General features: G+C 47.9%; 14 protein-coding genes. 4 read left to right on the forward strand and 10 right to left on the reverse strand.

Going from position 1 to position 14652, the window contains the following annotated elements:
• Window positions 1-249: 249 nt before the first annotated feature.
• Window positions 250-1605 carry a helix-turn-helix transcriptional regulator gene (locus IEW26_RS14040; protein WP_188592828.1) on the forward strand — a complete coding sequence of 452 codons (1356 nt, stop codon included), beginning with the start codon at window positions 250-252 and terminating at the stop codon, window positions 1603-1605.
• Window positions 1553-2413 (forward strand): WYL domain-containing protein, encoded by an 861-nt coding sequence (locus tag IEW26_RS14045; protein ID WP_145403574.1) that lies wholly within the window; start codon window positions 1553-1555, stop codon window positions 2411-2413. The genes IEW26_RS14040 and IEW26_RS14045 overlap by 53 nt, the downstream gene beginning before the upstream one ends.
• Window positions 2414-2447: 34 nt before the next feature.
• On the opposite strand, the gene IEW26_RS14050 is transcribed toward IEW26_RS14045, so the two are convergent.
• From IEW26_RS14050 to IEW26_RS14070, 5 genes are all read right to left on the reverse strand, one after another.
• On the reverse strand, window positions 2448-2945 hold the full coding sequence (locus tag IEW26_RS14050; protein ID WP_145403575.1) for an LURP-one-related/scramblase family protein: 498 nt from the start codon (window positions 2943-2945) through the stop codon (window positions 2448-2450).
• Between the two features lie 84 nt (window positions 2946-3029).
• Entirely contained in the window at window positions 3030-3767 is a 738-nt protein-coding gene (locus IEW26_RS14055) for a hypothetical protein (protein ID WP_145403576.1), read from the reverse strand.
• A complete protein-coding gene (locus IEW26_RS14060) occupies window positions 3764-4462 on the reverse strand; it encodes an ABC transporter ATP-binding protein (protein WP_188592829.1) in 699 nt (232 codons plus the stop codon). Before IEW26_RS14060 ends, IEW26_RS14055 begins: the two co-directional genes overlap by 4 nt.
• Window positions 4455-4850, reverse strand: coding sequence for a GntR family transcriptional regulator (locus IEW26_RS14065; RefSeq protein ID WP_111271617.1), 396 nt, complete (start codon window positions 4848-4850; stop codon window positions 4455-4457). The genes IEW26_RS14060 and IEW26_RS14065 overlap by 8 nt, the downstream gene beginning before the upstream one ends.
• Before the next feature lie 143 nt (window positions 4851-4993).
• Entirely contained in the window at window positions 4994-5530 is a 537-nt protein-coding gene (locus IEW26_RS14070; protein ID WP_111271618.1) for an STM3941 family protein, read from the reverse strand.
• A gap of 237 nt (window positions 5531-5767) precedes the next feature.
• On the opposite strand from IEW26_RS14070, the gene IEW26_RS14075 reads away from it, so the two are divergent.
• Complete coding sequence (locus IEW26_RS14075) at window positions 5768-7789, forward strand: prolyl oligopeptidase family serine peptidase (RefSeq protein WP_308423468.1); 2022 nt, start codon at window positions 5768-5770, stop codon at window positions 7787-7789.
• Window positions 7790-7918: 129 nt separating this feature from the next.
• Here IEW26_RS14075 and IEW26_RS14080 read toward each other — a convergent pair whose 3' ends face one another.
• Window positions 7919-8608, reverse strand: coding sequence for a stalk domain-containing protein (locus IEW26_RS14080; protein WP_188592831.1), 690 nt, complete (start codon window positions 8606-8608; stop codon window positions 7919-7921).
• A gap of 326 nt (window positions 8609-8934) precedes the next feature.
• On the opposite strand from IEW26_RS14080, the gene IEW26_RS14085 reads away from it, so the two are divergent.
• The gene (locus tag IEW26_RS14085) at window positions 8935-10113 is read left to right on the forward strand and encodes a MalY/PatB family protein (protein ID WP_188592832.1); all 1179 of its coding nucleotides are present in this window, start codon (window positions 8935-8937) and stop codon (window positions 10111-10113) included.
• Window positions 10114-10184: 71 nt separating this feature from the next.
• Here the strand turns inward: IEW26_RS14085 and IEW26_RS14090 are convergent, their stop codons facing one another.
• The 4 genes from IEW26_RS14090 to IEW26_RS14105 form a co-directional block, all read right to left on the reverse strand.
• Window positions 10185-11078, reverse strand: a complete 894-nt coding sequence (locus tag IEW26_RS14090; RefSeq protein WP_188592833.1) for a hypothetical protein — start codon at window positions 11076-11078, stop codon at window positions 10185-10187.
• Window positions 11079-11324: 246 nt separating this feature from the next.
• Window positions 11325-13361: a hypothetical protein gene (locus IEW26_RS14095; protein ID WP_188592834.1), complete on the reverse strand. Its 2037-nt coding sequence runs from the start codon at window positions 13359-13361 to the stop codon at window positions 11325-11327.
• Window positions 13336-14238, reverse strand: coding sequence for an ABC transporter ATP-binding protein (locus IEW26_RS14100; RefSeq protein ID WP_145403582.1), 903 nt, complete (start codon window positions 14236-14238; stop codon window positions 13336-13338). The genes IEW26_RS14095 and IEW26_RS14100 overlap by 26 nt, the downstream gene beginning before the upstream one ends.
• Window positions 14231-14620: a GntR family transcriptional regulator gene (locus tag IEW26_RS14105; protein WP_110897269.1), complete on the reverse strand. Its 390-nt coding sequence runs from the start codon at window positions 14618-14620 to the stop codon at window positions 14231-14233. Before IEW26_RS14105 ends, IEW26_RS14100 begins: the two co-directional genes overlap by 8 nt.
• Between the last annotated feature and the right edge of the window lie 32 nt (window positions 14621-14652).

Consider the following 14652-nt stretch of genomic DNA (forward strand, 5'->3'; position numbering starts at 1 on the left):
GGCGGCGATTGGATTCGAACCAATGACCTGGCCGATTAACAGTCGAAGTAACCCTCCCGGGCGCCTCGAAATTCGGATCAGCCGAGCTTCTTGATCGCCCCGCTTCACATCCTTATTATGCTTCACACCGTCATACACGAACATGGTGAAAGTATGGCGACTTGCGATGCATTCGTGCAACTTTGCTATGAAAGCTTGCGTTTATCCTGATACAATTAAAGAATCACAGTCCAACCGGGAGTGAAATCCATGGCTAAAGAAAGCTTTGATAAAGAAATTCAGTTCCTGCGCATGCTGTCTCTGACCAGCGGCGCATATAATCGCAAGCAGTATGCCAAGCGGCTTGGCATATCCGTACATACCTTTGATAAAACCCAGCGCAAGCTCAGAGATATTCATCAGAGCCTGACGGATCAGCCAGCAGCCCCGAATGTCGGGTCGGAACTGTCCGACCTTGTACGCTTTCAGTATGGCGAGTCTGCCGAGCCGCTGCTGCTCTTTCTTTTTCGCGCCAAATCCATGAAGGAAACCGAGATCGAACGCTTGTCCGTTATTTTACATACCCTTCAGAACGCTGCGCTGACCGCCATGGAATTGCTCGATGCCTGCTGTGCAGACCTGCCTGAGGAATTGGCCCTGCCGGATGAGAAGACCATACGCGCCGATCTGAAATATCTGGAGGATGTCGGTGTCATCCGCAAAGAGCCGGGCGGGCGCCCCTATCGCTATGCCTTGCAGCAGGATGTGCTGACACAGCTAACTCCGGAGGAGCAGCTGGAGCTGTACGATTTTGTTGATATCATGGCGAACACACAGGTTCCATCGGTACAGGGATATTTACTGCGGGATAGTCTGAAAAAAATCATTACGCCTCATTTCCCGCAAGAAGAAGCAACTGAGCCATATATTTATAAATACCATTATTATTCGCGCATTCTGGACGAAGCCCATCTCTATCCGCTGCTAGGGGCCATTCGTCAGCGCAAACGTGTGCAGTTTCAATATTTCTCACCGAAGAAACCGTCCAGCTACAGCTCGCAAAATACGAATCCAAAGTTTGAACGCGAAGCGGGCGGAAGCTCCAACCGGATCATCCCGATTGAGGTGGTGTATGATCACCAATATGGACGCTGGTATGTGATTGGCTATCAGAACCGCCGGAGATTTGTAAAGTTCAGAATGGAGGGCATCACCCAGCTGGAGGAGCTTCACCCAATCGAAGAGGAGCATATGCAAGCGTTGAAAAAGGAATGGGCCGAGATCAGCCGCTACAGCTGGCTTGTCGATACAGGCCGCCCGGTCACGGTGCGAGCACGTTTTTTCCACCCGCAGGAGGGTGAGCGCAACTTTATTCTGGATCGAGTCCGGCTGCAAGGGCAGTGGGGAACAATTACGCCGGAGACGGATTATACCTTTCTCTATGAAATCCGGGTGAACGGCATTACGGAAATCAAGCCTTGGCTGCGCAGCTTCGGCTCCAGCTGTGAGATTCTGGCTCCGCTCAAGCTGCGTGATGAGATGATTGAGGAATGGAAGGAGATTGCGGCATATTATGAACCTGTTCGAGAAGATGTTCAATTATCAGATGATGACGAGGCTGAATGAAACCGGGCTGTTCACCTGGACTTCACAGGAACGGGCCTGGCTGCGTATGATGATGAAACATGAGGCTGCACGGGAAGCGCTGCATCCGGATACGTGGGCAAAGCTGAACAACATGCTGCAAGACGAGCAGCACTTGGACGTGCAGGAGGATCTGACCGAGAAGGCCAAAAGTGAGGAACGCAGTGTGTCTCACCCGCTGCTTAGACCGTTACGGCAGATGATACTGCAAGGTCAAGGGTTTCAGATGACAGGCCGCATTCGCCATGGGCGTACCAGCCAGGAGCAATTCGGTTTTCCGTATAAGCTTGAATATTCCATGGTCAAAAAGGAGTGGTACGTGCTCTGGTATGCCCCGCACTTTGCCAGATTAATGTCCACCAAGCTGCACAGCATTACAAAGCTGGAGCCCAGGTCCGTCAAACCCGAAGCAGCAGCTCGATATAAAGCAAGCATTGCCCTGTTAACCGAGAAACGAAAGACAACCATCACTGTTGAGGTGCTGCCAGCGTTTAATGCGGAGTTATCCCGTATTCTGTATGCCTTCTCCTGCTTTGAGAGACAGGTCGAATATAACGAGGAAAATCATGTATATCGAATTGTGCTGACGGTGACGCGGAGCGAGGTGGATTATGTGCTGTCCAAAATGCGCTTTCTCGGCAAACGGGTTCGCATCACGGACAGCGCTGCCCTGCGGGAACGAATGTCCGAAACAGCCGCCAAAGTGCTGGCTCGATACGCACGCTCCGAGTCGACCTATGTGGAGGAAGCTGCGGCTGCACAAGCGGATAACCACTCCAAACCGATATAAGCCAAAAAAGACGGAATGCTGACGATGCCAGCGATTATGTAGAACTGCTGCTCGCGGCATTCCGTCTTTTGTTAATCGCATGTACTCCCATGACCACAGCAACCAATTCATAGGTATCCAGATATTCCGACTGGTTATCCAGCACAAATGCCCCGGAGCTGAACCAGCCGCTTGTACGGCGAAAGCTTGCCACAATACGTCCGGCTCCGTCCGTCACATCATATTCCTGAGAGAAGGCGGGAGCAGATACATCATACATGCCGCGCGGGCCTGCATCGTATTCATATTTTTTGCTGAAAAAGCTGAATCTCGCTCTCAGTACACCCCGATGTGTTCCATCCGCTGCAGTTACATCCCACCGATTGGTTAACATGCGGAATTTACCGCTGCAGACCAGCCCGGCTTCATCCGAGACATCGAGTGATGAACCAAATACACTTTTCAAATCCAGGTACCCTGCACGCTCCTGATCCGCATTCATAATTTCGGTATATCCGGCATTAAAAAAGTTATCTCTGAAGTACAATTGCATCGTTCCTTCCCCTTCCAAAAAAAGATGAACGAGCAGCCTGACTGCCCGTTACATGAGTCCCGTATTCTCTTACTGGCGTAGTGATCAGACTTCCACCTTTTTATTATTCATATAGATGATTCCCCACACCAGCAGCGCAGCGAGCCCGATTTCAAACACCGTGCTTCCCCAACGACCTTCTGCCCAGATCACTCCATTCGCGGTAAAGGAAATTCCTGTGCTTTCTTCGGTGAACTGAAACAGATCATTCGGACTGAACTTCCCTGAAAAGATCACATTTTCCAGCCAGCTAAGCAAGTTAACCATAACCAGGAACGTAACAATCCCGATCCATGGGCCTGTTTTCCAGCGAAAACTACCTGCTACACTGATGGAGAAAAAGATGATAACAGTCATAAACAACACAATCCAGCCTGCAAACAACAATGTACTTATGACCTCCGTGACACTCATATACGTCATATTAATATCCGATAAACTCAGTCCGAGCTTCAGCGTGGTATACAGGTAGAAGTGTATGAATCCAATCAGCAGCAAACCCAGGAAGTTTAACGCCCCGAAAATTAAAGGTGACAACACATGCGACAGCCCTGTCACAGGAATAAGACGGCGATTGTACGAGCGAATGTTAGCGGTATAGCTTTTAATCATTCTCACATAAATGGCTACCCCTGCGCCAACATATGCCATGATGCCCAGTACATTGCCGGTAACATTAGACAAAAATAAAGTTTGCCCCACCTGAACAAGAATCAGAATAACAAGCCCTGCCAGCAATGTATTCCAGCTTCTCCGAAAATCATACTTCAACATTGTCATCATTCTGCATAAACCTCCTTAAACATCTCATCTACGCTTTTTCCATGCTGCAGCCGGATCGTCTCCACTTCTTCGTGCATGACCAGCTTGCCCTCGCGAATAAAAATCACTTCATCAAAAATACGTTCAATATCATTGACCAGATGTGTGGATATGATCAAGCTGCTATCTTCATCGTAAAATTTCACGATGGCATCCAGAATTTTGCCTCTGGCTATCGGGTCTACTCCACCGATCGGTTCATCCAGCAGATACAGCTTCGCCTTGCGAGACATAGCCAGTGTTAACTGCAGCCGTTCGTTCATGCCTTTTGATAGATGACTCACACGATCATTCTCTGCCAGACTCATAAAAGCCAGCATCTCCTGCGCCTTACTCTCATCAAAATCATCATAGAAATCACGATAGTACGCAATCGCATCCCGTACCTTCATCCATTTCTCGGTTAAAGGACGATCCGGCATAAAGGAAACAAGTGACTTTGTCGCCAGACCGATTGGCTTGCCTGTAACCTGAATGCTTCCGCTCGCAGGATGCAGCAAACCTGCAACCAACTTCATCAATGTGCTTTTGCCGCTGCCATTGCTGCCAAGCAGACCTACAATTCGCCCCGGAGCAACTGTCAGCGAAACGTTGTGCAACGCCTGCTTTCGTCCGTATGTTTTGCTCACCTGATCAAGTTCAAGTATGTTACTCATGTGTATGCTCCCCCTTCCCCTGACTTCCTTCTGCCAAAGCGTCTGTCACAATCGACACAATATCCTGCTCTTTGATTCCGAGCTCCTGCATTCCGGTCAGGAAACGTTCCAGCAGCTCGCCAGCCATTTCTTTCTTGATCTGCATGATCTTCCACTCCTCACTTGTTACATATCTGCCCAAACCACGCTTCGTTTCTACCACTTCTTCCCGCTCAAGCTCCTGAAATGTACGTTGTATGGTATTCGGATTAATCTGCAATTCGGCAGCCAGCTCACGTACCGAAGGAATTTTATCTCCCGCCTTGAGCGTACCCGTTACAATCTGACGTTTAATGTACTGCATGATCTGCAGATAGATCGGTAAATTGTTATCAAATTCGATAGGCATGATGTTCTCTCTCCTTTCTGTATAGGTGTGTTAGTTAAATAGTACACTAGTTATACAATACTGTAAAGCCCATTTCCGTATGATTCCAATACAACGCAAAAAAAGCAGATCCACAAGACCTGCTTCGTTTCGATCTTTTAAAATTATCCCCTGCTGTCCCTGGCATGCCGCCAATGACTCATCATCATAAGATAAAGCTGATCCAGCGGAAGACTGATACTGCTCTGAGCTATGCTGATTGTTGCATCAACCATATTGCTGTTAGCCGTCATCAGCTTGCGCTTCATTCCGTTCTGCCGCTCCAGAAATGCATTTTCGTCTCGCAGCTTCACACCGATCATTTTTTGCCCCATCAACTCGTACATAAAAATATGTTCAATATCCTTCCAGGCGACTTCTCCGCCCGAAGTATAGGAGGACGAATCAATAAACCCCTGCTCATGAATGACAAAGGAGGGTTCCTTCCGGATCATCTTGATCAGACTGTAACAGAAGCATATTCCAAAAAAGAGAATGGATGTGAGGCCAATCACACTAGAAATGATTGAAGAACCCGGCTTGAAAGATTGGTCAAATATCAGAAAAAAACCTGCACACACAAAAAGCGCTGCCCCTGCTGTAAGCCAAGCCATCCGTTTCCTGCTCGGATATTCCACATGCTGTTCATAAGGTGTATTCAAGCGTAACATCCTCCCTCTGGCAACTGAATAAATACGCAGATTAAAACAGGAATTGCATTGTACATTAAACCATTCGAGCTGCTCTTAAACATTTCCTTTCCTTTTTTGTGCGTGAAGAAAAATATTATCCTTCCTCCGTTTAGCCGGGCATCGTTGTTGTCCTCTACCTTTCTTTCCGTTAATATAAATGGAAAGCTTAGGAAATTATCCAATCTCTCAAGAAGAGCAGGAGGACATATGATGAACGGAAAACGCGCCATAACATCCGAAGATCTGTATCAGATTACATGGGTCAACGATCCGGTTCCGTCTCCACAGGGTGGGAAGCTGGTCTATGTTAGCCGGCAAACCAATGACAAACACGACGGTTATCGTTCTCACTTGCGGATGCTTGAACTCAGCAGTCGGAAAGACAAGCCCTTCACATTCGGAGAATATGATCATTCCCCGGCCTGGTCACCGGATGGATCACAGCTTGCTTTTATACGTAAGTCCGAAGGGCAATCTCAGGTATGGCTAATGGCTGCGGATGGCGGAGAAGCTCAACAGATCAGTGAGCTGCAGCATGGGGTAAGTTCTTTTTTATGGTCTCCTGATGGCAATTGTTTGCTTGTAAAGTCTACTGTGGATACCTCCCCTAAGCAGCAGATTAGCCCAACAGCTGCCCGAGAGCACGACAGTGCGGAGAAGCTGCTTCCTCAAGAACTGATCGTTGATCGCATTCGCATGAAATCGGATGAGAGCGGATTATGGAATGGCAGACGGGCTCATCTTTTTGTGATCGCCCCCGTAAGGGCAGAAGCTATTCCTGTAACATCAGGTCACTATGATATTGGAGATTATGCCTGGTCACCGGATGGTACACGCGTTGCATGGATTACTCATATTCCCGCGGAGGACGAACAGCACAGTGATTTTGTTTTGACCAACCATGTGTATACCTCCAGACCCGACGGATCAAACATACAACAATTAACCCCTGAAGGGTATGCATTCTATCGGCTATGCTTTGCACCTGATGCACAATCACTGGCCCTTCTTGCCAGCGATCGCACTTATGGAAACGCTACCCTTGCGAAGCTGTACACACTGCCTATCTCAGGTGGAGAGCCTTCTTGTTTAAGTTCACATTGGGACGTGCAGTTGAACCACAGCCTGGTAGGTGACATGCGCTCTCATCTCGTGCCTACCGGCCCGTTGTATTCACGAGACGGCTCATCTATTCTCTGTCTGGCCAGTATCCATGGCAGTGTACGCATTGCAAGGTTTCCATTAGATGGAGGCCATGCCGAGTATCTGTCGCCTGATAAGTGTGAGGTCTACCAGTTTGCCGAACTGGAGCAGGGGCAGATTGTAGCCGCTGCGGCCGACACGCAGCATCCTGGCGATCTGTATTTGTATGAAAGCCCGAATGATCCTGAAAGCAAGGCGGTCCGTCTTACCTTGAGTAATCCGCAGCTTGGGCAGGACATCTGGCTGTGCACACCGGAAACCTTCTGGTTCGATACCACGGATGGGCAGCGTGTGCAAGGATGGATTATGAAACCTCATGGTGTGGTGGACGGGGTCAAGGTCCCGACCATTCTTGAGATTCATGGCGGACCACATATGATGTACGGCTTCACATTTATGCATGAATTCCAGCTGCTGGTCGCACAAGGTTATGCTGTTGTATATATCAATCCACGCGGAGGGTTGGGGTACGGACAGCAATTTGTGAATGCATGTCGCGGAGATTATGGCGGCGGCGATTACCGCGATCTGATGGAAAGTGTGGATTACGTTGTATCCCGTTACTCGTTTATTGATCCAACCAGACTTGGTGTAACAGGCGGCAGCTACGGCGGCTTTATGACCAACTGGATCGTGGGACACACCCATCGTTTCAAAGCGGCTGTCACTCAGCGTTCCATCTGCAACTGGCTATCGTTCTACGGTGTCAGTGATATCGGGTATTTCTTCACGGAGGATCAGATTGGCGGTAATGCGTGGGATGATACCGAAAAGCTGTGGAAACATTCGCCGCTCGCATATGTCGGCAACGTGCAGACACCACTGCTCATTCTCCATGGAGAACAGGATCTTCGCTGCCCGATTGAGCAGGCCGAGCAGTTATATGTTGCCTTGAAACGACGCAAGCAGACGACACGGCTCGTTCGTTTCCCGGGAGCTAACCATGAGCTATCTCGCGGCGGCCATCCGTATCTGAGAGTTCGCCGGTTAGAGCATATCGTTGGCTGGTTTAATGAATACCTGTAGGGTTAGCCATTAATGGCGGTTAACCTGATAATACGAAAAGCCGTTTACCTGTAATCGCTTATGCTCACAGGCAAACGGCTTTCTCTATTTCATCAACTGGTTACTGGTTAAGGCACGTCCGTATCGAGGCTATTCCTCTCCCCAGATCACCGTAATTTCATTCAAATCCTTATTTTCCGAAGACACATTTCCTGTAATGGAAATAGCATATTTACCTTCCTCACGGCCGATAAAACTGAATTCGTCAGCCTGGATATCCTCACTCTTCTGGGTGAGATTTTTGGTCTGATAATAGTTTTTGTAGTCTGTACCGATTGTTGTCAGACTCTCCTTAGTTGTGTAGGTAAGCGACACCTTTTTGTTCCCGTCCACGGTACTCTCAATCAGACTGGTCGCATTGGCATCCTTTGGCAGCGGGAAATCCGCTGGCAGATATTTGGACTTCACTCCTGACGCTTGTGTGTTTGTGCCTGTCGAAGGTGAAGATGATTCACCACCACCCGTTGATGACGAGCCGCCTGAAGAACTGGAACCACCGATGCTTACCTTATTCCCTTTGGCATCATACTTCACTTCTGTCTTCAATGCCTCGGCAATAGAACGAACCGGAAGATAAGTACTGCCTTGATATGTAATCGGCGCAAGCTTCTTGCCCTGATCACCTGTCGGAGTGAAGGCTTGTCCGTTGACTTCAATTGCAAGCCCATGGTTCAGGTAAGCCTTGATTGTTTCCAGCTTGCTTCCTGCGTACACACCCGCTGATCCTGTCAGCACCATGCCAAATACACTGGCTCCAATCAACCACTTTTTGTTCTTCATATTCAGATCGCCTCCAAGTCTTAATTCAAGGATACTATTTATCCCTGTGATTGCATGAATCCATATTTAGCATTCGAATAATTCATTTAACAGTGTACTTCATCCATAAATGCTGAATGCATAACTAGCTTGCATTTCACATTAGCCCTATCATAAGCACTGGATTAAACAGTGTAAACGTTATCTCGCCAAATCAGGACCTGGGGCACATAAAAATGGTTTGGAATTTGCGAAAATAGAAGAAGTATCCGATGATATATAGGATGATGTTTTAGATATTTTGCGAAAATACACAATGCACCCCAACTCAAGGAGGACATCTAGTTATGATAAATCAGAGCACATTCAATACACCTATTACCCGCTTATCCACCGCTTCCGAAAAGTGGGACGGGCTGGAGCACTTCTTCGGTGTGACAGATGCGCTCCCGATGTGGGTTGCCGATATGGATTTTGCCGCTCCCCCTTCTGTTATCGAAGCTCTGCAGACACGGGTGGGACACGGAGTTTTTGGTTACACTCTGCAGTCAGATGCTTATCAAGCGGCCGTTATCAGCTGGATGGAGCGCCGCCACAACTGGAAAATACAATCAGACTGGATGGTGTTTACACCAGGCATCGTGCCCGCACTCAGCATAGCCGTTCAGCAATTCACTTCACCTGGTGATGCCGTAGTTATTCAAACTCCGGTGTATCCTCCTTTTTATGACGTAGTTAGAGGTCAGGGCCGGGAGCTGGTCACCAATCCATTGCTTGAAAAGCAAGGGCAGTATACGATGGATCTGGAACATCTGGAAGCAAGCTTCCAGACCGGCAAGATCAAAATGCTGATTCTTTGCAGCCCTCACAACCCTGTTGGGCGGGTGTGGACCCGGGAGGAGCTGGAAGAACTCGCTTCGCTGTGTCTGAAATACAATGTACTCATCGTATCAGATGAGATTCATGCCGATCTTATATATGAGCGCGGTGCTCATACACCGCTTAGTCTGATCTCGGAGGAGATTGCAAACTACAGCATCATCTGCACAGCACCAAGCAAAACGTTTAACATTCCCGGCTTATGTACATCCAACATTATTATTGCAAACACTGATTTGCGAGAACGCTTCGCTCTGGGTGTACGGACGATGGGTCTGTCCAGCATCAGCACATTCGGGGCTGCTGCTACCGAGGCTGCATACGATGGAGGCGAGGAATGGCTTGACCAGTGTCTCACTTACATTCGCGGTAATATGGAGTATGTGCAGCAGTATATTACAGAGCATATACATGGCATCAACGTGCTTCTGCCAGAAGCAACCTACTTGTTATGGGTGGATTTCCGCGGATTGGGCATGACTCATGCCGAACTAACTCGCAAACTTCTGCATGAGGCCAAGCTCGCCTTCAATGATGGCGCTGTATTCGGAGCAGAAAGTGCCGGCTTTATGCGCATTAACGTTGCTTGTTCACGTGCTACGGTTGAAGAAGCAATGCGCAGATTATCTATACTGTTTAACAAGTGAGTTTAAGGGTGCTCCAGGAGTCTCGCCATACTGAATCATGGCGGACTACAGGGCACCTTTTTTTGTATTGGTTACTTGGGACGATTGCTAACCTCCTGACCTACCTTAACGTAGATTTCGGATATCTTCTGCTCTAATGAATAGATGATTTGTCTCGCACTCACGCATTTCTCAACCGCAGCTTCGAGTGAATGCAGAGCAGTCAATGTACGTGCAGGATCACCCTTTTTTAATGTTTGCTTGAAGCTGCGCAATGCGTTAGAATATCGTTCTCTGGCCAAGCTGACTCTCTTTTGGGCTGTTGGTATCTGCTTTTTTACAGCAGTTGCTGCGTTTAACAGGGTTCTCAGCCGCTTGATTTCAGCATTCTTCTGCTTCCGAGCTTCAGCAAGCTTTGCCTTCCACGTCCGAATATCCTCCCTTGCCAGCTTCACCAACGGCTTCAGCGTCTCGGTCTGAGCGTGAAGAGCAGCTCTCCATTCCTTATTCTGAACACCCTTGGCGGCAGACCATTGTTGGTTCAGGGAACGATAGAGGTTAAATAAAGGCTCATAACGTGCTTGTGTGTCCTCAAGCGACTTTTGGAGAGCCGTCAGCTTGGCTGCATCCGTCTCGCGTATTGCCTTTCGAAGCTTCACAAGTTCATCCGCATTAGCTTTGTGAAGCTGCTTGATTTTTTGCTGCCACAGCCCTTCCTGCGTCTTCCATTCTCCTGTGCTTTCATAAGCTCGCAGCAGGGAGCGCTTGGTCGATGCATCAGCCTTGTTTAATACGGTATCCCAGGCTTTCTGTGCATTTACACTCAGTTCCAGCCCCTCCCCATACGCATTTGCTGCATCCCAGGTCATTCCCGCCGCGAACATAAACATGAATAAGATAACCCACTTAAACATTCCCTGTTGATTCGGTGTTCCCAATGCATGTAATCGTTTGTCTGTTTCGGATACACGTGCTTGTTTATCCATCTTTGTTCCCCCTCCATCACATCGAAATAGCGAATGCAACAACGCCGCTATGCTCCCTGAACTACTCTGGTCACGACAAAAAGCACCCGTAAGTCAGGCTTGTGCCTGCTCTTACGGGTGCTTCCCCATCAAAACGTGTCATATGAGATTCAGTGAAATAACGAATCGCTTGAATTTTTTACTTTTTCTAATATATTCCATACAGAACATCTGGTCAAGCTAAATTCTCATATCACTGATAAACCATTAATTGTCCAGCAAAATGGCTCTCATCTCTTCGGTCAGGTCGTCCTCTTTCAATATCATATACACATTCTGACCTCTGATAAAGTTGAGTTTGATCTGATAGATCGTGTCGTTATCTGTGTAAAAACCGGCTCTTTGGCGCTGGAGCAGCTCGCTAATAATTTTTTTGTTTTTGGTCACGATCATTTGATTGCCCTGGGGATTGCCATCAATAAACTGTGGATCAGCATAGACCATTTTGACGTTGCCCGGACTGTTGATCTCCTGTTTGATGAATTGGGCAGAGGCAACCTCGTCTTCAGATACCCGCAGCTGATCGTAAAGCTTGTTTTCTTTCAGCCATTCAATCAATCGACTATAACTCGGTTTAATCTCGTACGTTGCGCTGCGATTGACACCATCCAACATCAGTTTGGACGAAGATTCCGGGATATTCATATAAACTTCAACGGAAGCAAATGTCTCCCAAGGTGACCGCTGATCTTCGTACGATTGATCCAGAATTTCTTCTTTCAACAACGCCTTGAATTCACGAATCAGCTCCGGATTTGTGATAAACGCTGTCCGATCTCGGTTGTAACCTGACCGGATGCCGATGTTCCGGACTTCACCGTCCAGGATATATGTCTCGTACCTGGTCGTTTTGTAATCGTCCCGGTTTTTCACGTCCATCAGTTCTTGTTGAAAATTGGAGGTTGGAATGTAATATTGCCTCGATAATGTTTTACCATTTTTCAACTGATAATCGATCCTGACTTCTTCTTCGTCACGCGCATCCCGGTTCACCCCCAATGGGCGCAAAGGCAGGTCCGAATCTACGATTTTCTGATGAAGTGTAACTACAGCGTCAATATATCCCGTATTTGCGGAATAAAATTGGTCGTCGTCCATCTTTATATAATTGTTATCCACATAAGTGAAATGGTCTCCGCCAATTCGTACCTTCTCCACACGATCACTCGTCGGAACGTTCGATGCATAACCGTTCCAGTCTGCGACCGGCACATACAAAATGATTGCTACAGCTCCCGCGTATACAGCAAATCTTGGCAGCAAGCTCCGGCTCCAGATGAGCCAGCTTTTGCGAATAATCATCTCGGCTCCCAGGTATCCTGCAATACCCCCGATGATGTATCCGGTGACACCCCAGAACTCGGAACCGCGGGGTTCAATCATCGTAAAATAGGCTCCGCTGACCAACACCACCGTAAACATGAATCCAAAACGGAAAATGGGCTTTACGATGCGGAATGTTATCGCCTGTGTTGCCGATTCCACATGACGTTTACGATAGAATATGTACGTCAGAACAACCAGAATCACAGTCAGTGCAGCATAGATTCCAAGCTCTCCCCATTCTGGAGCATAATTTAGATTGCTGATGCGGACAATGGGAGATATCTCTGTTCTGCCATATTGAAATGCATCATCCGGAAAACCTAATAGATACCGCATCAAATGCAGTTCAAAGACTCCCCAGAACACAATAGGAATCAGGCAGATCCCGTACACGGTAAGTCCCTGCAAAATGGACTGTCCGATACACATGCCTACAGCAACCGTCAACGTAAACATGAACAAGGAGACCATACTCATGGTCACGCCCCACATCCAGACCGCTGTGCCATCAAAAATATAGGCAGGCTCCTTCACGACAGCAGATACCCAGCCAGTAACTCCAGCCGTAATCCAGATAGGTACAAGAATCATCACAAATCCAGTCAACAGGTTCATCGTCAGCAGATGTTTACGCTTCAGCGGCAGACTGTGATACAGATCAGCAGGTCCACCAGCCTGGATATAACGGAACAGAAACAACCCGATCACTACCGGTATACTTATCGCAAAGAACCAAAGTAATTCCCCTCTTACCATGAACAGACTGTTGATTTTCTCTGCATTTTCCCGATATGCTGTTCCGATATTCAGCGGAAGAGATAATAATAAGAGAAGCAGATAAATAAGACCAAGCCACCCGTGCTGCCTGAAATTTTGGTACAGGATGCCGCGGTTAAAGTACAATCGGTTGAATATCATACCCTGCACCCTCCATTTCATAGATAAAAATTTCCTCCAGCGTCAGCGGCAGCACATCCAGCAGATACGGATCATGCAATCGGAATTGAGCGGTGACATCTTCACGATGACCTTTAACAATATACAAGGAAACACTTCCTCTTTTTTCTTCATGCAAAATGTGAACTTGTTCTTTCAGCAACCGGGCATGATCCGGGTGGCGAAAAGCAACCTGAATTTTATGTGTATCGGCCTTGAGGTCATCAAGATCTTTCTGAACGATAATCTTGCCCTTGTGCATGATCGCAACATGATCGCAGAGGTCTTCAATCTCCCGCAAATTGTGGGAGGAGATAATGATTGTAACCTGGCGCTCGGCCGCTTCCTGAAAGAGCAGGTTTTTGATCTGCTGGCGCATGACAGGGTCGAGACCATCAATCGGTTCATCCATGAGCAGTACCTCAGGCATACAGCTGAGTCCCAGCCATACCGCAGCCTGACGGCGCATGCCCTTCGACATGCGATGAAGCTTGCGTTTTACATCCAGTTTGAAGACAGAAGCCAGCTGCTCGAAACGCTCATCGCTCCAGCGCGGATAGACAGAACGGTAAAATGCAGCCATATGGGTAATCGTCGATTGCGGGAAAAAGGTAGGTGCATCGGCCATGAAAATCGTGCGACCCTTCAGGTCCAGATTTTCATAAATTTCAGCCCCGTCAATGCGTACCGTGCCGCGGTCCTGACGGTATATACCGGCGATGATTTTGAGCAGTGATGTTTTGCCCGCCCCGTTGGAACCAAGCAAGCCGTAGATCGAACCTTTATGTATGTGCATACTTACACCATCGACAGCCTTCTCCTGTTCAAAAGCCTTGATGACTTGATTGAGCTCAATCATGTGACACCTCCCTCTCTATACGGGCCATCGCTTCTTCGAATAAAAGAGTCAGTTCCGCTTTGGTTAAGCCGGAATACGAAGCTTCAGCGATAAGTTTCACCATCGACTCTCTGATCTCATCTTTCATCGCTTCATTCGGATGTTCCACAGATGATGATACGAAGCTCCCTTTACCCGGTATGGAATAAATATAACCCTCACGTTCCAATTCACGGTATGCCTTCTGAATCGTATTCGGATTCACGGTGAGCTGCGTTGACAAGGCTCGGACGGATGGAAGCTGCTCGTCGGGTTTCAGGATACCGTATACGATCATTTCCTTGACTTTGTCCACCAGCTGCTCATAGATCGCCTTACGGCTGCGTACATCCAATTCGAACATCCGGCACCTCCTCTCATAAAATGTTGAATATT

This window comes from Paenibacillus silvae (assembly GCF_014639235.1).
GTDB lineage: Bacteria > Bacillota > Bacilli > Paenibacillales > Paenibacillaceae > Paenibacillus > Paenibacillus silvae.